Origin of the sequence: Cupriavidus campinensis, from assembly GCF_905397395.1 — a bacterium.
GTDB lineage: Bacteria > Pseudomonadota > Gammaproteobacteria > Burkholderiales > Burkholderiaceae > Cupriavidus > Cupriavidus campinensis.
In genome coordinates this window covers 17,155-38,926 of record NZ_CAJPVH010000045.1, presented here as the reverse complement: position 1 = coordinate 38,926, position 21,772 = coordinate 17,155, and the positions used below count along the sequence as shown (strand labels likewise).

15 protein-coding genes and 1 pseudogene are annotated in these 21,772 nt (G+C 68.2%); 5 read left to right on the top strand and 11 right to left on the bottom strand.

The window, feature by feature from the left end:
* Window positions 1-70 precede the first annotated feature (70 nt).
* From KHO18_RS21135 to KHO18_RS21120, 4 genes are all read right to left on the bottom strand, one after another.
* Window positions 71-1,264, bottom strand: coding sequence for an MFS transporter (locus KHO18_RS21135; protein ID WP_211943809.1), 1,194 nt, complete (start codon window positions 1,262-1,264; stop codon window positions 71-73).
* 63 nt (window positions 1,265-1,327) lie between these two features.
* Window positions 1,328-2,506, bottom strand: a complete 1,179-nt coding sequence (dinB, locus tag KHO18_RS21130; protein WP_144202703.1) for a DNA polymerase IV — start codon at window positions 2,504-2,506, stop codon at window positions 1,328-1,330.
* A 122-nt stretch (window positions 2,507-2,628) separates the two neighbouring features.
* The gene (gene rarD, locus KHO18_RS21125; RefSeq protein ID WP_211943808.1) at window positions 2,629-3,531 is read right to left on the bottom strand and encodes an EamA family transporter RarD; all 903 of its coding nucleotides are present in this window, start codon (window positions 3,529-3,531) and stop codon (window positions 2,629-2,631) included.
* Between the two features lie 110 nt (window positions 3,532-3,641).
* Window positions 3,642-4,781, bottom strand: a complete 1,140-nt coding sequence (locus tag KHO18_RS21120) for a TRAP transporter substrate-binding protein (protein ID WP_144202708.1) — start codon at window positions 4,779-4,781, stop codon at window positions 3,642-3,644.
* Window positions 4,782-5,094: 313 nt separating this feature from the next.
* On the opposite strand from KHO18_RS21120, the pseudogene KHO18_RS21115 reads away from it, so the two are divergent.
* A pseudogene (locus KHO18_RS21115) lies at window positions 5,095-6,762 on the top strand (carbohydrate porin); the annotation flags it as partial.
* On the opposite strand, the gene KHO18_RS21110 reads toward KHO18_RS21115, so the two are convergent.
* The 3 genes from KHO18_RS21110 to KHO18_RS21100 form a co-directional block, all read right to left on the bottom strand.
* Window positions 6,706-7,554, bottom strand: coding sequence for an aquaporin (locus KHO18_RS21110; RefSeq protein WP_186296976.1), 849 nt, complete (start codon window positions 7,552-7,554; stop codon window positions 6,706-6,708). The pseudogene KHO18_RS21115 and the gene KHO18_RS21110 sit on opposite strands and share 57 nt — an antisense overlap.
* Window positions 7,555-7,725: 171 nt before the next feature.
* Window positions 7,726-8,706 (bottom strand): DUF2272 domain-containing protein, encoded by a 981-nt coding sequence (locus KHO18_RS21105; RefSeq protein ID WP_144202713.1) that lies wholly within the window; start codon window positions 8,704-8,706, stop codon window positions 7,726-7,728.
* 241 nt (window positions 8,707-8,947) lie between these two features.
* Window positions 8,948-9,226, bottom strand: a complete 279-nt coding sequence (locus KHO18_RS21100; protein ID WP_092290955.1) for an HU family DNA-binding protein — start codon at window positions 9,224-9,226, stop codon at window positions 8,948-8,950.
* A gap of 842 nt (window positions 9,227-10,068) precedes the next feature.
* Between KHO18_RS21100 and KHO18_RS21095 the strand changes: the two genes are divergently transcribed.
* The gene (locus KHO18_RS21095; RefSeq protein WP_144202715.1) at window positions 10,069-10,566 is read left to right on the top strand and encodes an SET domain-containing protein; all 498 of its coding nucleotides are present in this window, start codon (window positions 10,069-10,071) and stop codon (window positions 10,564-10,566) included.
* A gap of 13 nt (window positions 10,567-10,579) precedes the next feature.
* Here the strand turns inward: KHO18_RS21095 and KHO18_RS21090 are convergent, their stop codons facing one another.
* From KHO18_RS21090 to phhA, 4 genes are all read right to left on the bottom strand, one after another.
* The gene (locus tag KHO18_RS21090; RefSeq protein WP_144202717.1) at window positions 10,580-12,283 is read right to left on the bottom strand and encodes a sensor histidine kinase; all 1,704 of its coding nucleotides are present in this window, start codon (window positions 12,281-12,283) and stop codon (window positions 10,580-10,582) included.
* Window positions 12,222-12,926, bottom strand: coding sequence for a response regulator transcription factor (locus KHO18_RS21085; protein WP_092290948.1), 705 nt, complete (start codon window positions 12,924-12,926; stop codon window positions 12,222-12,224). The genes KHO18_RS21090 and KHO18_RS21085 overlap by 62 nt, the downstream gene beginning before the upstream one ends.
* A gap of 110 nt (window positions 12,927-13,036) precedes the next feature.
* On the bottom strand, window positions 13,037-13,375 hold the full coding sequence (locus KHO18_RS21080) for a 4a-hydroxytetrahydrobiopterin dehydratase (protein WP_280527767.1): 339 nt from the start codon (window positions 13,373-13,375) through the stop codon (window positions 13,037-13,039).
* 7 nt (window positions 13,376-13,382) lie between these two features.
* Complete coding sequence (gene phhA, locus KHO18_RS21075) at window positions 13,383-14,306, bottom strand: phenylalanine 4-monooxygenase (RefSeq protein ID WP_211943806.1); 924 nt, start codon at window positions 14,304-14,306, stop codon at window positions 13,383-13,385.
* A gap of 141 nt (window positions 14,307-14,447) precedes the next feature.
* Here phhA and KHO18_RS21070 point away from each other — a divergent pair, with 141 nt between their 5' ends.
* The 3 genes from KHO18_RS21070 (at window position 14,448) to KHO18_RS21060 (ending at window position 21,772) form a co-directional block, all read left to right on the top strand.
* Entirely contained in the window at window positions 14,448-14,927 is a 480-nt protein-coding gene (locus tag KHO18_RS21070) for an Lrp/AsnC family transcriptional regulator (protein WP_092292059.1), read from the top strand.
* Between the two features lie 93 nt (window positions 14,928-15,020).
* On the top strand, window positions 15,021-21,062 hold the full coding sequence (locus KHO18_RS21065) for an alpha-2-macroglobulin family protein (protein WP_244844965.1): 6,042 nt from the start codon (window positions 15,021-15,023) through the stop codon (window positions 21,060-21,062).
* A complete protein-coding gene (locus KHO18_RS21060; RefSeq protein WP_144202725.1) occupies window positions 21,059-21,772 on the top strand; it encodes a lysoplasmalogenase in 714 nt (237 codons plus the stop codon). Before KHO18_RS21065 ends, KHO18_RS21060 begins: the two co-directional genes overlap by 4 nt.

The following is a 21,772-nucleotide window of genomic DNA, read 5'->3' as shown; positions in this document are numbered from 1 at the left end:
AGCAAACGGGACTTCGGGAGGGGGTGGCGCGGTCAGCGCGCCGGGCTCAGTGCCGGGCTTGGTGTCGAATTCAGTGCCGGTCGGTCCGGAAGTAGAGCAGGGCGAGCGCCGGCAGCGCGAAGCCGATCCAGCTTGCCAGCGGCCAGCCGCCGCGCGCAAAGGCCCAGGCGCCCAGCCACGAGCCCGTGGCGCCGCCGAGGAAGAAAATCGCCATATACAGGCCGTTCAGCCGGCTGCGGTGCTCGGCCGAGAGCGTGAAGATGGCGCGCTGGCCGACCACCAGGTTCGCCGACACGCCGAAGTCGAGCAGGATGGCCGCCACGGTCAGCGCCAGCAGCGAGGTCATCGACCCCTCCGCGCCCACCCGGCTCAGCAGGAACGACCCGGCGCCGATGGCCAGCGCGATGGCGGTCATCTGGCGGCTGTGGCCCCGGTCTGCATAGCGGCCGGCCATCGGCGCGGCGATGGCGCCGGCCACGCCAACCAGCGCGAACACGGCGATGCCGGTCTGCGACATGCGGAACGCGGGCCCGGCCAGGTACAGCGGGACGGTGGTCCAGAACAGGCTGAAGACGCCGAACATGCTGGCCTGGTACAGCGCGCGCCGGCGCAGCACGGGCTGGGTACGGAGCAGGTGCGCCATCGACGCCAGCATCTGGCCGTAACTCACGCCCCGCGCTGGCTGGCGGCGCGGCAGCTTGCGCGCGAGCACCAGTGCCAGCAGCACCATGGCCACCGCCGAGACCGCGAAGATGGTGTGCCAGCCGCCCGTCAGGCCGGCCATCAGGCTCGACACCGGCCGCGCCAACATGATCCCCATCAGCAGCCCGCTGGTGACGTTGCCGACCACGCGACCCCGGATATGGTCCGGAGCGAGGTGCGCCGCAAACGGCACCAGCACCTGCACCGCCACCGAGCACAGGCCGATGGCGCAGCCTGCCACCAGGAACACGCTGGCGTGGGTGGCCAGCGCCGCCGCCGTCAGCGCCACGGCACAGCCGCCGATCAGCGACAGGATCAGCTTGCGGTTCTCGACCAGGTCCCCCAGCGGCACCAGTAGCACCAGTCCCACGCAGTAGCCCATCTGGGTCAGCGTGACGATCAGCCCGGCAATCTCGGGCGAGAGGTGGAGCGACCGGGCGATCGGGCCGATCAGCGGCTGGGCGTAGTAGAGATTGGCGACGATCATGCCGCAAGCCGTGGCCAGCAGCGGCGTGATCCAGGTGGCGGGCGCGGCGGCGCGCTCGGTGGCGGAGGTGGTCATGGGGACGCCTTCTTGCTCGAAGCCGCCGATTCTACGGGGAGATAGATAGATGCGCTGGAAGGGTCATTCCCGTGCATCCGGCCGCTCGTCCTCGAAGCGGAACTCCTCCTGCACCGGCGCCGGGTCATCGCCCTGTTCGTCCGCCGGGATCAGGGCGCTCACGCGCACGCCGAGCAGCCGGATGCGCCGTTCGAGCGGAATCCGCTTCAGGCATTCCGTGGCGCCGCGCCGGATCGCCGCGCCATCGGCGGTATGGGCCGGCATGGTCAGGTCGCGCGTGACGGTGCGGAAATCGTCAAAGCGCAGCTTGATGCCCACCGTGCGGCCCACATAGCCCTTGCGGCGCAGGTCCTCGCCCACGCGCATGCAGAGCCTGGTGAACGATTCGGACAGCAGCGGACGGTCCACGCGCGGGTGCAGGTCGCGCTCGAAGGTGGTTTCGCGGCTCATCGACTTCGGCTCGGAACTGACCACCACCGGGCGGTCGTCGCGCCCATGGGCCACCTCGATCAGCCAGCCCGCGTAGTTGCGGCCGAAGTGGGTCTGGAGCACGCCCTGGTCGGCCTCGGCCAGGTCGCCCACGGTTTCGATGCCGATACCGGCCAGCTTCTCGGCCGCCTTCGGCCCAATCCCGTTGACCTTGCGCGCCGCGAGTGGCCAGATGCGGCGGGGGATGTCGGCCGGGGTGAGCAGGGTCAGGCCGTCCGGCTTGTCGAGTTCGGACCCGATCTTCGCCAGCAGCTTGTTGGGTGCCACGCAGATGGAGCAGGTCAGGCCGGTGGCCTCGCTGACGGCCGCCTTGATGCGCGCGGCCACCTCGGCCGGCTCGCCGGGCACCTCGGTCAGATCGATATAGATCTCGTCGATGCCGCGGTCTTCCACCTGCTCGGTGAAAGTGCGCACGGCGGCCTTGAACAGGCCCGAGTAGCGGCGGTAGGCATCGAAATCGGTCGGCAGCAGGATGGCGTCTGGCGCCAGCTTGGCGGCCTTCATCATGCCCATGGCCGAGAACACGCCCAGCGCGCGGGCTTCGTAGGTGGACGTGGTGACGACGCCACGCCCCACGTAGTCGCGCAGGCGGGCATAGCGGCGCGAGCCATCGGGCAGCGTCTCCGGCACGGCATTGCGGCCGCCGCCGATGACCACCGCCTGGCCGCGCAGGTCGGGATAACGGAGCAATTCGACGGACGCATAGAAGGCGTCCATGTCGAGGTGGGCGATGCGCCGGACGGGGCTGGACATGGCGAATGGGGGCGTGCGTGTCGTCGATACTGTATAAACGTACAGTATAGTGCGTCGGCCCTCGCGTGCCGAGAGGGGGTTAGCCCGATATTCCCCAGACGAATCGATCCATCGATTTACACCTACGCTTCATTTGTCGCCCTGATGGATTTGAGGGAATTGCGGCGGGAAACCCACACCCCTTCGAGCGCGTAGATCAGCAGCGACACCCAGATCAGCGCATAGCCGAGCTGCTTCTGGGCCGGGAACGGCTCGTGCCACAGCCAGATGCCGAGCAGCAGCTGGAGCGTCGGGCCGGTGTACTGGAGCAGGCCGAGCAGCGAGAGCGGAATCCGGCGCGCGCCGGCGGCAAAGAACAGCAGCGGCACCGCCGTGATCGGGCCGGCCAGCAGCAGCAGGACCTGCGTACCCGGTGCTGCGCTGCGGAAGGTGTCCTGGCCGGTGAAGACAATCACGCCCAGCGCGGTGGCCGCGATCGGGAACAGCAGCAGCGTCTCCAGCGACAAGCCCTCCAGGGCGCCCAGCGCCCCGGTCTTGCGCAGCAGCCCGTAGCCGCCGAACGACGCCGCCAGCGCCAGCGCGATCCACGGCAGTTGCCCGGCGCTCACGGTCAGCCACACCACGCCCCCCGCCGCGATGGCGATGGACAGCCACTGCCCCGGCCGCAGCCGCTCGTGCAGGAACAGCACGCCCAGCAGCACGCTGAACAGCGGATTGATGAAGTAGCCCAGGCTCGCATCGACCACGCGGTCGGCCGACACCGCCCAGATATAGAGGAACCAGTTGGCGCAGAGCAGGGCGGCGCTCGCCGCGAAGCCGAGGATCAGGCGCGGATTGCCCGCGACCTCGCGCAGCCAGCCAAAATGCCGCCGCCAGAGCAGGATTGCGCCCAGGAAGACCAGCGACCACACCATCCGGTGCAGCAGGATCTCGAGCGGCGCCACGCCGTGGAGGGATTTGATATAGAGGGGCAGCAGGCCCCAGATGACGTACGCGAGCAGCGCGTAGAAGATGCCGAGTTGCATGGGAGTGTCCGGTAGGTGCGCGGATTCTACCGGGACGCCGCAATTGGCGTTGAGACTCGCCTCCCCCGGGTGGGAGAGGCGATGGCATCACATCAGATCACCGCAATGCCTTACAGCTTGCGGGAGAAGCTGAACTGCGCGAAGCCCTGCTCGGCCACGTTGAACCAGGCGGCCTCGTTGTTGCGGAACACGCGCCAGTCGTCATAGATCTTCTTGAACGACGGGTTCTTGGCGGTTTCCTCGGCGTACGCGTCCTGCGTGGCCTTGAAGCACGCCTCCATGATCTCCTTCGAGAACGGGCGCAGTTTCACGCCGTTCTCCAGCAGACGGGCCAGCGCCTGCGGATTCACGGTGTCGTACTTGGCCATCATGTTGGTGTGAGCCTCGATGGTGGCCGTCTCCAACGCGCGCTTGTACAGCGCCGGCAGCTTCTCGAACTCCGGTGCGGAGGCGTAGAACGACAGCTGGGCGCTGCCTTCCCACCAGCCCGGATAGTAGTAGTACGGCGCCACCTTGTAGAAGCCGAGCTTCTCGTCGTCATACGGGCCCACCCACTCGGCCGCGTCGATGGTGCCCTTTTCCAGTGCCGGGTAGATGTCGCCCCCGGCAATCTGCTGCGGCACCACGCCCAGGCGCTGCAGCACCACGCCGGCAAACCCGGCGATGCGGTACTTCAGGCCCTGCAGATCCGCCACGGTCTTGATTTCCTTGCGGAACCAGCCGCCCATCTGGGCATTGGTGTTGCCGCCCATGAAGTTGACGACGTTGTATTCCTTGAAGAACTCGCGCATCAGCTTCATGCCGTTGCCCTGCATCATCCAGGCGGTCTGCTGGCGCGCGGTCAGGCCGAACGGGACGGTGGTGTCGAAGCACAGCGTCGGGTTCTTGCCGAAGTAGTAGTAGCCGGCCGTGTGGCCGATCTGCACGGTCTGGTTCTGCACGGCGTCCAGCACCTGCAGGCCCGGCACGATTTCACCGGCGGCGAACACCTTGATGTTGAACTTGCCGTCGGTCAGCTCCTTCACACGCTGGGACAGCAGTTCGGCAGCGCCGTAGATGGTGTCCAGCGACTTCGGGAAGCTCGATGCCAGGCGCCATTCCACCGCCGGGTTGCTGCCGACCACGGCCGGCGCAGCCGGTGCGCTGGCCGACGCCGCGGGCGCGGCGGGTTTGTCTTCCTTGCCGCACGCGGCCAGGGCCCCCGTAGCGGCCACAGCCGATGCTTTCAACAGGAAGGAACGACGTTCCATGACATCTCCTCTTATAGATATATGTGCGTTGACTGCCCCACCCATAGGACAAGTCCAAAACAGCCGGTCGATTATAGCGGTGGCGTTTTGCGCACGACCACACTCCAGACTGCGGGTTTTCGCTAGGGATTCGCACTTCTGCAACGGTTTACGGAGAGACTGGCGCGCTGCCTCGCGGTGGCGCGAGGTGATCTTTTCGCAATGTGAGATGCCGCACGGTTTGATGGATTTTGTAACCCGTCTTGCGGTCAAAAAGTTCGCCTGTTAAAAAACGGAGCCCCCATCGGGCGCTCCGCGCGCCGTCACCGCCTCCATGCTGCTGCCTGTACCCCGATTCGCTCGCCTGCGTTCCCGCCGTCTCACGTTTGCCGTCATGGCAGCCTGGGGCATGGTTGCCTGCGCGCAGACCGGCAATCAAGTGGCGGCACCGCCACAAATATCGGCCAGCACGGTGCCGTCGACGGCCACGGCGTCGAATTCGGCCCCGGCGAGCGGTCCTACCGCTGCGCCCGTGGCTGCTGCCGCGCCGGCGACTGACCCGCTGTACGACCTGATCCAGCCCACCATCGCCCCGGGCGCGAGCAAGCCTGCCGATGTGACGAATGCGACGGATCCGACGAATGGGGCGAATGAGGCGAATTCGGCACCCGCCGACGCCCCGGCAACCGTCACGGCAGAGAACACCGTGGACCCCGACTTCGTCGGCCCGCCCGAATCCGCCGCCGCCCCGCCGCCCCCGCCACCGCCGCTGGTCCTGTTCCCGCATCGGCTGGGTGAATTCCCGGCGCAGGCGGTCCAGCCGGCACGCGCGACTGCCGCCGATGGGACGAACGCCGGCGATCAAGTCGATACCGCTGAAGCGGGTACGGTTTCCGATGCGCCTCCGGTGCTCCGCTCCCAGTTGCCGGCCGAGGATCTCGCTGGCGACACGGTATGGCGCATGGGCTACAGCGGCCGCGCGGCGGTCGAGGACCGCGCCAGTACGCAGCGCGCCTGCCCCGGCGGCGGCACGCCGTCGGTCGGGCTGGGGGGCGGGCTGGCCTGCACCAGCACCGGCGAGGTGAAGATCCGCGAATCGCTGGCCGACATCGGCGGCGGCACCCAGGTCCAGCTCGTGGCGCAGGCCAAGGGCACCAACGCCACCTCGGTCAACGGCAACGCCGCCGCCGTGGACCCTTACGCGCTGGTGCCGCAGTTCTATACCGCCGTCACCGGCCTCTCGGGCGTGTCCGTGCTCGATGGCGCCAGCGTCTGGGCCGGCCGGCGCGAGAGCAACCCGTTCCTGATGTCGTCCGGCCTGCTGCCGCCCAACTCGCCCTCGATGCGGTTTGGGGTGGATAACGCCAAGCTGGGCGATTTCGGACTCAGTTATCAATACACCGCACGTAACGATCTGAACGGCGCCCATCTGCCCAGCTATCACAGCCTGCGCAGCGCCCCGATCGACACCAATGACAAGGGCAATATCCAGTTGGGCTTCACGCGCGTGGAGCCGCTCTCGGCCATGGAGGACACCGGCAGCGCCTGGTGGGCCTCGGCCATGCACGAGCAGAAGGGCGTGCTGATGGGCACCAACCGGCTGGGCGTGCAGTATGGACAGGGGGCGCGGATGGCCATGACCGGCTACACGGGCATGGGCGCATCGCTCTCGCGCGTGCGCGTGGCGGAATCGATGGAGTGGAAGGGCCGCTCGGGCATCGGCGGCTCGGTGGAATCGAGCCTGCAGCTGGACCGCTCGCCGGTTGGCACGCTGCAATGGGCGGCCACGCGCTTCCGTCCGGCCTATGTGGCCAACGACCAGTTCCGGCTCAACTTCGAGGTCGCGCACGACCAGATCTCGTCCGGGTTTGGCGTGGGTGGCCAGCGCACCGCGCTGACCGTGGCGCCGACCTTCACGCTCGGCAAGTCCACCGGCAACGCCAACCTACGCGCGTTCTACACCTACAGCCGCGCCAGCGACGTCGATGGCATCACGTTCGCCACGCCCGCCGAAGCCTGGGCCACGCAGACCAGCGGCTCGATCTTCGGCGTGCAGCTCAACCGCCGCTGGTAACAGGCCCTCGACCGGACACTCTGCCGGATACTCAGCCGGGCACAGCCACTGGAACAGCCGGGTGGCGACCAGCGCGCCGCCGATTTGCGCCAGCACGAAAGCCGGCACATCGCCCGGACGAATTCCTGTGAACGTATCGGTCAGCGCACACGCCAGCGTCAGCGCCGGATTGGCGAATGACGTCGAGGACGTGAACCAGTATCCCGCCGTGATATAGCCGGCCACGACAAACGGCACGCTGGCGGGCCGGGTACGCGCGGTGGCCATTGCCAGTCCGACCAGGCCGAAAGTGGCCAGGCACTCGCTCCACCACATTCCTCCGCCGGTACGCACCTGCGTGGACATCTCCAGCACGGGCAAGCCGAACATCGCATGGGCCGCCATCGCGCCGGCCACGGCGCCGGTGCTTTGCGCCATGCCATAGGGCAGCGCCTCGCGCGCCGTCAGGCGGCCTTGCAGCCAGGCGGACAGGCTGGCCACCGGGTTCAGGTGCCCGCCAGAGATCGATCCAAACGAAACCAGCAGCGCCAGCAGACCCGCGCCGGTGGCCAGCGCGTTGCAGAGCAGCGCCAACGCGGTATCGCCATCGGCCAGCCGTTCCGCGCGGATGCCGGAGCCGACCACGATGGCGACCAGCAAGGCCGTGCCGATCCCTTCGGCCACCAGCCGGCGGGCGAGGGTGGGCAGGGACGGCAGAGGGCTGGGAGGCAGGCGGCGCATCGCGGCAGGCGGGATAAAGAGGGACCGCGCAGTGTTCCGCGTCGGCGCCTGCCGATCAACGCGTGGCAGCGATGGTGTGAATGAACCGTGGGTTTGGAATGGGGGCCGATGGCCTAATCATTCATAGGACAGATGAATCTACGTGGAATTTTATCCGCGTGATTCGTCCCATCACTGCAAATCGTTCCGCATCACCAGCAGCCACGGCATGTGGGAGTTGGTGAAGGCGTCGAGCTGGCCGGCATCGTTGAGGTCGATCTCGCTCATGGTCACCGACTGCTGCACATTGCCGCCGATAGCCCGCACCACGCGCGCGGCGGGGTCCACGGCCACGACGATATCGCAATGCATCGGCGTGGTGCCGAAGCCGATCTCGGACAGATTCTCGAGGTACTTGTCACGCCCGCGCGGCGCGCAGATGACATCGCCGGGGCGCGGCAGCGCCGGCATCGGCTCGATATGGAAGGCTGGGCGCGGCAGCTTGCCGTCCCGCGCATCCACCACATACATCGCATGGGACTGACCGGTCAGGAACTGGTCGTTGTTGAGCCCGGCCTTGCGCATCACCCAGGAAATGAACACGGCCGACCACGCCCACGCGCCTTGCGTCACCTGGCGGCAATCGGGCGCCTCGCCCACGATGGCCCAGTAGCGTTGGGCCATCCGGCAGCCTTGCGCGGTGGCTTCCAGGCCGGTGCCATCGGGAAAGCGTATGCAATCGGTTGCATGCCCGTTCTCGTCCGTTTCATCGTCCGCCGACTGGGCGCCTTCCGGGGCGATGGGCGTAAACGGCTGGGCGGCCACCGGTGCGGGCAGGGGACTGTGCGTCACGCAGGCGGCATCGTCACGGCCAATGCGCATGGTCTGGCTGCCCCACTTGCGCCACTCCTGCATGGCGATCTCGACAATGCGCTCGCGCGGCGTGGCGCCGGGCGTGGTGATCACGCGCTCGAGGTCGGGCAACGGCACGGCCTGCGGACGCGCCGTGCGCGGCGGCGCGGCGCTGCAACCCCATAGCACGGCCACCGCGGCAAGTGTCACCGCACGCAGAAAACGCCGAGTCAGTGCCTGTGGAGAAAGCTGTGGAGCCTTGTGTGGAAAGCGCTGTGTATAACGCTGTGGAAATCTGGGTGCGAGCGGGCTGGACGGCATGGCGGGGCCACGGAGGGCGGCGCCCGAGGATCCTAGTGCTGGCCACGTCCGGACGCCATTTCGAGGAGCATTGCGGCCGCCGTCAGACGGCGCGTTGCGGCTGTGCGGTTTGCCGCGCACGGAGGCGGGAATACGGTTGTGGATAACGTCCCCCGCCTGGCGCGCACCTGCGCCGGAGACGGCGTCCGGTGGCGGCACGGCGGGGTCTTGCAAACCGGGCTGATTCATCGGCCCGCAAGCATCACTGGTTGACGGCGTCCTTGAACTTCTGGCCCGCCTTGAACTTCACGGTCTTGGCAGCTTCCACCTTGATTTCTTCGCCAGTACGCGGGTTGCGCGCCATGCGCTCGCCACGCTCGCCCTGGCTGAAGGTGCCAAAGCCGATCAGGCTCAGGGTATCGCCCTTGGCCACGGCATCCATGATCGCGGTGAGCGTCACGTTGAGTGCCTGTTCCGCCTTGGCCTTGGTCAGACCGTCCACGCCAGCTGCAATCGCGTCGATCAGTTCGGTTTTCGTCATGCTTCACTCCGTCTCGAGTTGAAAAAACACTGACGTCCTGGCCGCGCCGGCTCCGCTGGAACCCGCACCGGCAAAGACGCCGCGGGCCACATCATACCGTGTCGGGGAAGGCGCACCGGGAACAGATTGTTACGTCAGCCAATGCCAGGCCTTGGCAAGAGGGCGCGCCAGGGCGGTCTGGAAGCGGTATACGCATCACGCCGTAGGGGTCTGGAAGCGCTGAGAGCCCCTCAGAGGCGTATACGCGTCGCGCAGGGGGCCGGGGATGTATACGCGGCCAAAAGCGCCTGAGGGGCTTCCAGGGCGTCCGCGTGCCGCTGCCTGCCGCGCTGTCTGCCGGTATACGGGGAAAAATGAGCGCTGCTCAAATTTTCATCGACGTCCAAAACGGCCTTCCTCCAAAAGTCGGAGGGTGTCGGACGTATACCTCGCTGCGCTGCCAGCTCTCGTGCTTTCGGTTTACATCTTTCTTTTATGTATACGAATAGTAGTAGTCAATAGAGGGCGCCCGTTTCTGTGGATAACCGCGTATACATCAATCGGATCAGATGTTTACGTATACCGAAAGCACAGGGAGCGGGTGTTGGCCGGCGTGGATGACTCAACCATCCGGAGGAGGGCGGGACGTATACCTCGTCGACTTGTTCCTGCGCCATCCCCATGTCACCCCCTTGCCGCCCACACCAAACCCGCGCGCTTATCCACAGATTTTGGCCGGTTTATCCACATGGGCGGCGGTATACCGGGGGCGAAAAGGGGTGTCGCGCCGACATGGTTGGCAGGTATCATCCGGGGCGCGCCGGGTGGGCCGGCAGTCATCGGTTTGACGGGGAAACAGCGACATGTCGGAACAAGGCAAGGCAAAGAAGGCGGGCAAGAAGAAGAGCGCCAGTGACCGCATCGAGGTGCGCCAGTCAGGCGTGCACGGCAAGGGCGTATACGCGATCGGCAACATCGCCGAGGGCGAGCGCGTGATCGAGTACAAGGGCGAGCACATCTCGTGGAAAGAGGCGCTCAAGCGCCATCCGCACGATCCGGCCGACCCGAATCACACCTTCTACTTCAGCCTGGACGATGGCGACGTGATCGACGCCAAGTTCGGCGGCAACCGCGCGCGCTGGATCAACCACGCCTGCGAGCCGAACTGCGAGGCGCGCGAGAAGAAGGGCCGTGTGTTCATCCACGCGCTGCGCGATATCGCCCAGGGCGAAGAACTGTTCTATGACTATGGTCTGGTGATAGACGCGCGCTATACCAAGAAGCTGAAGAAGGAATACGAGTGCCGCTGCGGCAGCCCGAAGTGCCGGGGCACCATGCTGGCACCCAAGGAACGCAAGTAAGCAGTCGGGAAAATCAGCCGGCAGGCGTGCCGGGCGCTTCGCAGGGGATGCGGATCACAAACCGCATCGACGCGCGCCGGGGGGCCGGCTCGGCGCCCGGCGCGTCGCGCCGTTCCTCGTGATCCCCGTGGCCAGCCGCCACGGCTGACAGGGCGGACGACGGCGCCGGCGTCGGGGAGGGCGCGGGCACATCCTCGATGCGGATGGTGCCCTGGTGCAGCGAGACAATCTCATGCACGATGGCCAGCCCCAGGCCCGCGCCGCTCGGCACAGCCTGCTGCACCGCCTGGGCGCCAGGCGTGTGATCGCCCCGGAAGAAGCGCTTGAAGACCTCCTCGCGCCGCGCCGGCGCAATGCCGGGGCCGTTGTCTTCCACCATCACCACGGCCATGCCGCGATGGCCCATGGTCTCGCCGCCCGCGCGCACCGTGATGCGTCCGCCAGCCGGCACGTATTTCACCGCATTGTCGATCAGGTTGGAGAGCGCCTCGCGCATCAGCAGCCGGTTGCCGCGCACCGTGGCCGGCGCGCTGCCGGTGAAGGTGGGGCCGGGCAGGATCTCGAAGCCCAGGTCCACGCGCCGGGCCAGCGCCTGCGGCACCCATTCCGCGCCAATCTCGAAGGCCAGTTCGGCCAGATCGAAATGTTCGACCGGGCCCAGCCGCTCCAGCGACAGCCCCGGCTCCGCCCGGGCCAGCGACAGCAACTGGTTCGACAGCCGCACCGCGCGGTCGGCGGCGGTCTGCACCTCGCGCAGCGCGTGGCGGGCCACGTCGGGGGAATCGGCATCGAGCGCGCGGTCCGCATGGAGCTTCACGGCGGTCAGCGGCGTGCGCAGCTGGTGCGCGGCATCGGCGATGAACTTGCGCTGGGCGTCCAGCGCATCGCGCAGGCGCGCCAGCAGTGCATTCAGGCCGCGGATCAGCGGTTCGACCTCGGCCGGCACCTGGGTCTCGTCCAGCGCGGCCAGCGAGCGCGCGGTCTGGCGGTTGAGCTTGTCGGTCAGGATCTGGAGCGGCACCAGTTCCTCCTTGAGCACGTGCGACAGGATCAGGCTGCCTACCAGCAGCAGCAGGATCAGCGGCACCGACACCGACAGCAGGATCTCGTTCGCCGCCGTCTCCCGGCGGTCTAGCAATTCGGCGACTTCCACCACGATGGGCCCGCGCGACAGCGCGCCCTCGCTACTTGTGCCGAACTCGTCCGAGGCGGGGCTCGGCAGCGTTACCGGCAGCCGCACGGCGCGTACCTGGCGGCCGCTGAACCACGCGTAGAACAGGCGCGCGTCGTGGAGCGTGGTCTGGCCCGTGCCGTAGCCGAGCCAGGTGTCCATGCCGCCGATCAGCCCGTCCGGGCCGTGGATGCGCCAGTAGATGCGGTCGGAGCCTTCGGCCTCGACCAGCGTCTGGGCGATCGTCGGAATATCTTGATCCAGGCGCGGCCCGGCGATGCGGATCTGCTGGGCGATATTGTTCGCCACGCCGTAGAGCGCGCGGTCGAAGACCTGGGTGGTGTAGTGCGCCGCGAGCCAGTAGGAGAGCGAGCCACTGACCAGCACCAGCGCGAACAGCGGCGTGGCCAGCGCGCGCAGCAGGTGGACACGCAGGCTCGGGTTCGAGGCGCGGACCTGCCGCGAACGCGCGGGGGAGGGAGAGTCAGTGTCCGCCACGAATCTGGAGCAGGTAGCCGAAGCCCCGCACGGTGACGATTTCGACATCCGCTTCCTCGAGCTTCTTGCGCACGCGGTGCACATAGACCTCGATGGCGGTGTCGCCGACGGTATCGCCGCCCTCGCCAGCCGGGTGGGCAAAGGTGGCCAGGTGGTCCTGCATCTGCGCCTTGCTCACCACGCGGCCCTGGCGCTGGAGCAGCAACTCCAGCACCGCGAACTCGCGCGGCGACAGCTCCAGCGGCTTGCCATCGACGAACATGCGGCGGTCGTTGCCGGACAGCCGCAGGCGGCCCAGGCGCACGTCGCGCTCGGGCGCGGCCTCGCCATGCTGGCTGCGGCGCAGCAGCACGCGCACGCGCGCTTCCAGCTCGGGCAGCGCGAAGGGCTTGACGAGGTAGTCGTCGGCGCCGGCGTTGAGGCCGGACAGCTTGTCTTCGAGTTCGTCGCGGGCGGTAAGGATGATGACCGGCGTGGTGCGGTTGCGGGCGCGGTAGCGGGCCAGCAGCGTCATGCCGTCGATGCCGGGCAGGCCCAGGTCGAGGATGACGAGGTCGTGCTGCTCGCGCAGCAGGTGATCCGTGGCATACACGCCGTCATGGACCACGCGTACCTGGTGGCCGGCGCGGGTCAGGCCCGCCTCCACGCCACTGGCGATTTGACGGTCGTCCTCGATCAGCAGGATACGCATGGCAGGGGGCTCGGCGGCGTTGTGGGGCAATGCCGCCGATTGTACAGGGCAGCCCCACGCGCTGCCTTTCAGTTGCCCTTCAGCGGGCAGCAGTTATCTATAGCGTGACTTCAACGCGCCGGCGGGGCGCTGAAGGCCTGCTCGATGAAGCGCGCCAGATCGATATCGCGCTGGGTCAGGCCGTTGGCGTCGTGGGTGGACAGGGTGATGTCCACCCGGTTGTAGACGTTGAACCATTCGGGATGGTGATCGACCTTGTCGGCATGCAGCGCCACGCGCGTCATGAAGCCGAACGCCGCGTTGAAATCGGCGAACTTGAAGGATTTGTGAATGGCGTCGCGGTCCTGGACCGGGGTCCAGCCGGGCAGCCCGGCCAGCAGGCTGGCGCGGGCGTCTTGCGAAAGAGGGGTCATGATGGCCTCGTGTTTTGAATGTTCTGCGGCGCGGATGTGGTCGTCAGATGTCGTCACTATCGGCCCAGCCCTCGCGGGTGCCGATGTTCAGCACGCGGTCGCCCTCGGCGACATCGCCGGCGCCCAGCGTCGGCAGCGCGCGCAGTTGCGGGTACAGGTCCGTGAAGTCCGGCCGCGTGGCGTCGAACAGCTGTTCGAAGCTGTCGATCACGAAGTAGGTCTTCTGGAAGGTGTCGATCCGGTACCGCGTGCGCATGATGCGGTGCAGGTCGAAGCCGATCCGGTTCGGGCTGTCCGAATCCAGACTGTAGATCGATTCGCCCTGGCTGGACAGGATGCCCGCGCCAAAGATGCGCAGCCCGCCCGGGGTCTGGATCAGGCCGAATTCCACGGTGTACCAGTACAGGCGCGCGAGCATGTCCAGCGCGCCAAGCTTGGCCGCCTTCAGGCCCCCCTTGCCGTACGCCTCCATATAGTCGGCGAAGATCGGGTTGATCAGCAGCGGCACGTGGCCGAACACATCGTGGAAGCAGTCCGGCTCCTGGAGGTAGTCCAGCTGCTCGGGCTTGCGCATCCACCAGCTGGCCGGGAAGCGCCGGTTGGCCAGGTGCTCGAAGAACACCTCGTCCGGCACCAGGCCCGGCACGGCCACCACCTGCCAGCCCGTGGCGCGCATCAGCGTCTCGTTGAGCTGGTCGAATTCGGGCACGCGGTCGCGCTCCATGCCCAGCGTGGCCAGCCCTTGCAGAAACTCGTCGCAGACCCGGCCCTGCAGCATCGAGGCCTGGCGGTCGTAGAGCTTGCGCCAGATGGCGTGGTCGGTGCTGGTGTAGCGGTGCACTGGCTGGGCGATGGTGAAGTCGGGACGCAGTTCGTCGCCGGACAGCAGGCCGGCCTCGAATTGTTCCCTGAGCTTGGCGGTCATCGTGCCGGCAAAATCGGCGGTGGTGTCCGGGGTGGCGTTCATCTGTGCGTCTCCAGCGATGCGGAATTTATGCACAGTGTAGGCGTGTGGGCGTGCATTCAGGCCGCATAAACGGCTTGGTTTCGTCAGCGCATGCAGGTAACCTGCATATTTCTGATCCAGAATGCGGATTTCCTGCGCACCATGAACACTGCCAGCCTCGACCCCTACGACCTTGCCCTCCTGACTGCCTTGCAGGCGGACGGACGCTCCACCCACCAGCAACTGGCGGAACGGGTGCACCTTTCGCCCAGCCAGGTCGGCCGCCGGCTGGCCAAGCTCGAAGCCGATGGCGTGATCACCGGCTACCGTGTGAATCTTTCGCCACAAGCGCTGGGGCTGGGCGTGCTGGTCTTTATTAGTGTGAAGCTGGCCCACCACGGCGATACCATCATCGAACGCTTCCGCGAGGAAATCCTGCTGCTCGAAGAAGTGCAGGAGTGCTACTCGGTGGCTGGCGAGGCCGATTACCTCGTCCGCGTGGTGGTGCCGGACCTGCCCACGCTGGCCGAGTTCACCATGAAGCGCCTGATGCGCGTGCCCGGCGTGGAGAGCGTGCGGTCCAACATCGTGCTGACCGCGCTGAAGCGCGAAGGACCGTTGCCGCTGTCACATTTGCGCTGAATCAGCCCTATCCAAAATCCAAAATGTGCAGAGGCTTGCGCTTGCCATCCGCGCATGTCACCCTCGCCCCGAGCCAAATCCAACAAGGAAAGGATGATGGGGACGATTGTCACCTCGGGTCGCAGCGGCGGGTACGCCACCACGTTTGGCAGGCGGGTCGCGCTGGGCGCGGGACTGGCCGGACTGGCCGCGTTGGCGGGGCTGGGCGGGCTGGTCGGCCTGGGCGCCGGGGAAGCGCAGGCCGCGCAGATCGCGCGTTTCTCGCCCGAAGGGGTGGTGCCCCAGGTGCGGCAGGTGGCAATCCGGTTCGACGAGCCGATGGTGCCGATGGGCGACCTCAACGCCGCGCCGCCCGCGGCGGTGTCCTGCACCGGCGGCGCGGCCGCCGGCAGCGGGCGCTGGGTCAACGCCACCAACTGGGTGTTCGACTTCGAACGTGACCTGCCGCCCGGCATGCGCTGCACGGTGCGCATTTCCAGCGGGCTCAAGAGCGTGGCCGGCAAGGCCTACACCGGCAAGCCGGAATACCGGTTCGAGACCGGCGGGCCCACAGTGGTCTCGGCCCGGCCATCCGGCGGACAGGTGGAGGAAGACCAGGTCTTCGTGCTGCGTTTCAACGGCGCGGCCACGGCCGGGTCGATCCGCGAACACGCGTGGTGCCAGGCCGAGGGCCTGGGCGAGCGCATTCCGGTGCGGCTGCTGGCCGGCAAGGAGCGCACGGACGTGATCGCGGCGGTCGGCTGGAACGAGATCGCCAAACGGGAAGGCGAGGCGGTGCACCTGCTGGCCTGCCAGCAGAAGCTGCCGGCCGGCGCGCGCATGCAGCTCGTGCTCGATGCGGGCATCGCCACGCCCTCCGGCATCGCCACCACGGCGCCGCGCCGCTTCGACTACACCGTGCGCGAAGCCTTCGCCGCCGGCTTCACCTGCGAGCGCGAACGGGCCGAGGCGCCCTGCACGCCGCTGCGCCCGATGACCGTGACCTTCACCGCGCCGATTCCGCGCAAGGTGGCCGAACACATCGTCCTGAAGACCCCCTCCGGCCCGCGTGCGCCGACCTTCGACCCGGACCAGCCGCCCGATGCCCCGGTGGAGTCGGTCCGTTTTACCGCGCCGTTCCCCGAGCGCGCCAGCCTGACCATCGAGGCCCCGCATGACATCAAGGACGACAGCGGCCGCCCGCTGACCAATGCGGACCTGTTCCCGATCAAGCTGACCACCGGCGCGCTGCCGCCGCTGGCCAAGTTCGCCGCCGCGCCGTTTGGCGTGGTGGAGCGTTTCGCCGATGTGCCGCGCGGCAAGTCGCCGGCCGACTATCCGCCGCTGCTGCCCGTGACGCTGCGCAACGTGGAGGCCGACCTGCCCGCCACGTCCGTGCGCGCCGAAGCCGGCACCGTGGCGCGGCTCAAGGTGGATGACGACACGGCCATCCTGCGCTGGTTCGGCATGGTCAAGCGCATGCACGAGAACACCTGGACCAAGGAACAGATCGACGCGATCCGCGCCGGCAAGCCGCCCTATGCGGTGCGCAGCCCGCGCAACGCCCCGGCCATCGAGACGCGCGCGGTGCCGTTGTTGCGCGGCGTGGCGGGCGCGCAGACGCTGGCGATCCCGAAGTCGTCCGACACCTCCCCCCGGCCTTTCGAGGTTGTCGGCATTCCGCTGCCCGAGCCGGGCTTCCATGTGGTGGAAATCGCCTCGCCGATGCTGGGCGCCGCGCTGCTCGGCAAGTCCGAGCCGATGTACGTGCGCACGGCGGCGCTGGTGACCAACCTCGGCGTCCATTTCAAGCTGGCGCGCGGCACCGCCGACCGCGAGATGAGCGGGCTGGCCTGGGTCACCGGCCTCGACGACGGCAAGCCCGTTGCCAACGCCCGCATCGCAGTGCGCAGCTGCGACGGCGCCTTGCTGGGCGAAGGCACCACCGACGCCACCGGCGTCGCCCGCTTCGCCAAGCTGCCGGACCAGCGCTACCAGGACTGCGGCAACGGCATGGACGGCTATTTCGTCTCCGCCCGGATTGCCGCCGACCACCCGAAGGCGCGCGGCAAGGCCGACATGGCCTTCGTGATGTCGAACTGGAATCGTGGCATCGAGACGTGGCGCTTCAACGTGCCCACCGACATGAGCCCGAAGCAGACCGTGCGCGCACACACCATCTTCGACCGCACGCTGCTGCGCCTGGGCGAGACGGTGTCGATGAAGCACCTGCTGCGCAGCGAGACCGCGCAGGGCTTTGCGCTGCCGGCGTCGATGCCGGAGAAGGCCGTCGTCACGCATGACGGCAGCGGCCAGACCTACGAACTGCCGCTGGCCTGGCGCACCACGGCCACGGGCGGGCGCAGCGCCGAGAGCACCTTCCAGATCCCGCAGGCGGCCAAGCTGGGCGTCTACAGCGTGGGGCTGGTCTATGCCGATGGCCGCACGCTCGACGGCGGCACCTTCCGCGTGGAGGCGTTCCGCTTGCCGGTGCTGGCCGGCACGCTGAGCACGGCCAAGGACCCGAAGGCCAAGGGCAGCGCGCTGGTCGCGCCGGCCGAGGTGCCGGTCGGCGTGGAGATCCATTACCTGAACGGTGGCGGCGCGGCCGGCCTGCCGGTCCGCCTGTCGGCGCTGCTGCGCGAGAAGCCGGTCAACTTCGCTGACTTCGACGAATTCTCGTTCCAGCCGCCGCGCGCGCAGGACGAGCGTGCCACCGTCGATGACGAAGACAGCGAGGACACATCGGGCGAAAGCCGCGAGAAGCTCGTCGCCGACAAGCTGCCCGTCACGCTGGACAAGGACGGCAACGGCAAGGTCACGGTCAAGGACATGCCGAAGATCACCACGCCGGGCGACCTCGTGCTGGAGGCCGGCTTTGCCGACCCGAATGGCGAGATCCAGACGCTGCGCCAGACCGTGCCGGTGTGGCCGTCTGCCGTGGTGGCGGGCATCCGCGCGGCCAACTGGGTGTCGGTGAGCCAGAAGCTGTCGGTGCAGGGCGTGGTGCTCGACACCCAGGGCAAGCCGGTGGCCGATACGCCGGTGCAGGTGAAGGCGCGTGCGCGCATCACCACGTCCGCCCGCCAGCGCGTGGTGGGCGGCTTCTATCGCTATGACAACCGTACCGAGAGCAAGGACCTGGGCGTGGTGTGCGAGTCGCGCACCGACGCGCAGGGCCGCATGCGCTGCGATGTGTCGCTGGCGCAGGCAGGGCAGGTGGAGCTGATCGCCAATGCGCGCGATGCGGACGGCCGCGTCTCGCAGGCTTCCACCACGGTCTGGGTCACGCGCCAGGGCGAACTCTGGTTCGGCGGCGAGAACCACGACCGCATGGACGTGCTGCCGGAGAAGCGCGCCTACGCGCCCGGCGATACCGCCGTGTTTCAGGTGCGCATGCCGTTCCGCCATGCCACGGCGCTGGTCGCCATCGAACGGGAAGGCATTCTCGAAACGCAGGTGGTGGAGCTGAACGGCACCGATCCCACGGTGCGGCTCAAGGTGAAGCCGGAGTGGGGGCCGAACGTCTATGTGTCCGTGCTGAGCGTGCGCGGGCGGCTGCGTGACGTGCCCTGGTACTCGTTCTTCACCTGGGGCTGGCGCCAGCCGGTGGACTGGTGGCGCGCCTTCCGCAGCGAGGGGCGTGACTACGTGGCGCCGTCGCCGCTGGTGGACCTGTCCAAGCCGGCGTTCCGGCTCGGACTGGCCGAGATCCGCGTCGGCAATGAAGCGCACCGGCTCGACGTGAGCGTGACGCCGGACAAAGCCACCTACCCGGTGCGCGGCAAGGCGCGCGTGACGGTGCAGGTGAAGCTGCCGGACGGCAAGCCGGCCGCCAACGGCGAGGTGGCGCTGGCCGCCGTGGACCAGGCGCTGCTTGAACTGATGCCGAACACGAGCTGGAACCTCCTCGACGCGATGCTGCAACGGCGCAGCTATGGCGTGGAGACCTCGACCGCGCAGATGGAAATCATCGGCAGGCGCCACTATGGCCGCAAGGCGGTGCCGGCCGGCGGGGGCGGGGGCAAGAGCCCAACGCGCGAACTGTTCGACACCCTGCTGCTGTGGAACCCGCGCGTGCAGCTCGACGCCGAAGGGCGGGCCACGCTCGACGTGCCGCTCAATGACTCGCTGACGAGCTTCCGCATCGTCGCCGTGGCCGACCTCGGCGTGGGCCGCTTCGGCACCGGCAGCGCCACCGTTGCCGCCACGCAGGACCTGCAGATGATCTCGGGCCTGCCGCTGCTGGTGCGCGAGGACGACAAGTATCGCGCCATGTTCACGCTGCGCAACACCACGCAACGGGCGATGACCGTGGAGACCACGGCGCGCGCCACGCTGGTCGATGCGCAGACGCTGCCGGCGCAGACCGTGGAATTGCCGGCCGGCGCCTCGCGCGAGATTGGCTGGGACGTGACTGCGCCGGCGCTGCTGGCCTACAGCCGCAGCGGCACGGTGATGTGGGAGGTGGCGGCGACCGAGAAGGGCGGTACGAATCCGGCCCAGGCGGCCGCCGACCGCCTCAAGCTCTCACAGCAGATCGTGCCGGCCGTGCCCGTCACCGCGCAGCAGGCGATGCTGGCGCAGATGGCGCCGACGGTCTCGGTGCCGGTACAGGCCCCGGCTGGCGCGCTGACCGATCCATCCGGCAAGCTGCGCGGCGGCATGCAGGTGACCATGCAGTCGTCGCTGGCGGGTGGCATGCCCGGGGTGCGCGAGTGGTTCCGCCACTATCCCTATAGCTGCCTGGAGCAGCGCACGTCGAAGTCGCTCGGCCTGGGCGACACGGCGGCGTGGGATGCGCTGATGGCGCAGCTGCCGTCCTACCTCGACAGCAACGGCCTGGCGGCCTATTTCCCCTTGCAGAGCGACGCGAGCGCGGGCAGCGAGGTGCTGACGGCCTACCTGCTGTCCGTGGCCGATGAAGCCGCGCGGGCGGGCCTGCCGATGCGGCTCCCCGAGGCGCAGCGCGCGCAGATGGAGCGTGGGCTGACCTCTTTCGTCGAAGGGCGTATCACGCCGCCGCGCTGGGCGCCGTCATCCGCGTCGATGGACCTCGACGTACGCAAGCTGGCCGCGCTCGAAGCACTCTCCCGTACCGGCCACGCCCAGGCGCGCATGCTCGGCAGCATCCAGATCCTGCCCGCGCAGTGGCCCACCTCGGCGTTGATCGACTGGCTGGCGCTGCTCTCGCGCGTGACTGACATCCCCGAGCACGACAAGCGCCTCGCTGAAGCCCAGCAACTGCTGCGCAGCCGCCTCACGGTGCAGGGCACGCGGCTGGTGTTCTCGACCGAGCGCAGCGATGACTGGTGGTGGCTGATGGCCAACGGCGACGTCAACGCCGCGAAGCTGCTGGCATTGGCCACGCAACTGCCGGGCTGGAAGGACGACGTGCCACAACTGGTGACCGGCCTGCTGGGCCGCCAGACGCGCGGCGCGTGGGGCACGACCACGGCCAACGCCTGGGGCGTGCTGGCAGTGCAGCGCTACGCGCAGGTGTTCGAGAAGACACCGGTAGCGGGCGGCGCGCGCGTGACGCTGGGCGATGCCTCGCGCACGTTCGACTGGTCTGGGGCGACGAAGAAGGATGGCGTGGCGAGCGGCGCGGTGGACCTGCCGTGGCCCGCTGCCGGCACGACCGGCACCCTGCAGGTCGAGCAGCAGGGCGCGGGCCGTCCCTGGGCCACGGTGCGCGCAATGGCCGCCGTGCCGCTGCGCGAGCCGGTGGCGGCGGGCTATCGCATCAAGCGTACCGTCACACCGGTGGAGCAGGCCGTGGCGGGCAAGTGGTCGCGCGGCGACAGCTATCGCGTGCGGCTTGAGATCGACGCGCAGGCGGACATGACCTGGGTGGTGGTGAATGATCCGGTGCCCACTGGCGCCACCATCCTCGGCAGCGGGCTGGGGCGTGATTCGCAGATCGCCACGAGCGGTGAAAAGAAGTCGTGGGCCACTTTCGCCGAGCGCACGCCCGAGTCGTACCGCGAGTACTTCGGCTACCTGCCCAAGGGCAACGTGGCGGTGGAGTACACGGTGCGCCTCAACAACGCTGGCGAGTTCGCGCTGCCGCCCACGCGCGTGGAGGCGCTCTACGCACCCGACGTGTTCGGCGCCGCGCCCAACGCCAAGGTGACTGTGGGAGCCCGCCCATGAGCTGGATCGCGATGCGCATGCCGCCGCGTGTGCGCGAGTGGTGGATCGCGGGCACGCTGGCTGGCGTGGTCTATGGCGTGCTGCTGATGCAGGCGTCGATGGAGTTGCCGGCCGGCACGCCGCTGACCGGCCAGATCGCCTACCAGCCGGCCTGGAAGACCGCGATGGCGATCATGCTGGCACGCGGCGCATGGTTCCATCGTCCACTTGGCGAGCGCCGCTGGCTGGTGGTGGCGCTCGTCTTCTCGGCGATCGGCGATTTCCTGCTCGCGCTGCCGGGCTTGAAGATCTCGTTCCTCGGCGGGCTAGGGGCCTTCCTGCTGGCGCACCTGGCCTACCTGCGCCTGTTCGTGCCCATGGCCAGCGATCTCCGCCCGCAGCGGTTGCTGGGCTGCGGGCTCGTGATCGGGGCAGCGGGCGCGCTGCTCGGCCGCTTCTGGCCCAATCTTGGCGAGATGGCGATCCCGGTTACGGTCTACATCGGCGCACTCGCGGCCATGGCCTGCGCGGCGCTGCTGGCGCAGCTGCCAACGCCGCTGGCCGCGCTGGGCGCGCTGTGTTTCGTTGCCTCGGACGCGATGATCGGCATGGCCAGGTTCCTGTCGCCGTTCGACACCTACCAGCTCGGCATCTGGTGGACCTACGCGCTGGCGCAGGTGCTGCTGGTGGCGGGCGTGGTGTCGGCGCGCGGCGAGGCTGGGGGGCGATGA

What these genes read in the sequence shown, in the direction of transcription:
- KHO18_RS21135 (WP_211943809.1), bottom strand. Translation starts at nt 1,264, where the DNA reads ATGACCACCTCCGCCACCGAGCGCGCCGCCGCGCCCGCCACCTGGATC.
- dinB (WP_144202703.1), bottom strand. Translation starts at nt 2,506, where the DNA reads ATGTCCAGCCCCGTCCGGCGCATCGCCCACCTCGACATGGACGCCTTC.
- rarD (WP_211943808.1), bottom strand. Translation starts at nt 3,531, where the DNA reads ATGCAACTCGGCATCTTCTACGCGCTGCTCGCGTACGTCATCTGGGGC.
- KHO18_RS21120 (WP_144202708.1), bottom strand. Translation starts at nt 4,781, where the DNA reads ATGGAACGTCGTTCCTTCCTGTTGAAAGCATCGGCTGTGGCCGCTACG.
- KHO18_RS21110 (WP_186296976.1), bottom strand. Translation starts at nt 7,554, where the DNA reads ATGCGCCGCCTGCCTCCCAGCCCTCTGCCGTCCCTGCCCACCCTCGCC.
- KHO18_RS21105 (WP_144202713.1), bottom strand. Translation starts at nt 8,706, where the DNA reads ATGCCGTCCAGCCCGCTCGCACCCAGATTTCCACAGCGTTATACACAG.
- KHO18_RS21100 (WP_092290955.1), bottom strand. Translation starts at nt 9,226, where the DNA reads ATGACGAAAACCGAACTGATCGACGCGATTGCAGCTGGCGTGGACGGT.
- KHO18_RS21095 (WP_144202715.1), top strand. Translation starts at nt 10,069, where the DNA reads ATGTCGGAACAAGGCAAGGCAAAGAAGGCGGGCAAGAAGAAGAGCGCC.
- KHO18_RS21090 (WP_144202717.1), bottom strand. Translation starts at nt 12,283, where the DNA reads ATGTCGAAATCGTCACCGTGCGGGGCTTCGGCTACCTGCTCCAGATTC.
- KHO18_RS21085 (WP_092290948.1), bottom strand. Translation starts at nt 12,926, where the DNA reads ATGCGTATCCTGCTGATCGAGGACGACCGTCAAATCGCCAGTGGCGTG.
- phhA (WP_211943806.1), bottom strand. Translation starts at nt 14,306, where the DNA reads ATGAACGCCACCCCGGACACCACCGCCGATTTTGCCGGCACGATGACC.
- KHO18_RS21070 (WP_092292059.1), top strand. Translation starts at nt 14,448, where the DNA reads ATGAACACTGCCAGCCTCGACCCCTACGACCTTGCCCTCCTGACTGCC.
- KHO18_RS21065 (WP_244844965.1), top strand. Translation starts at nt 15,021, where the DNA reads ATGATGGGGACGATTGTCACCTCGGGTCGCAGCGGCGGGTACGCCACC.
- KHO18_RS21060 (WP_144202725.1), top strand. Translation starts at nt 21,059, where the DNA reads ATGAGCTGGATCGCGATGCGCATGCCGCCGCGTGTGCGCGAGTGGTGG.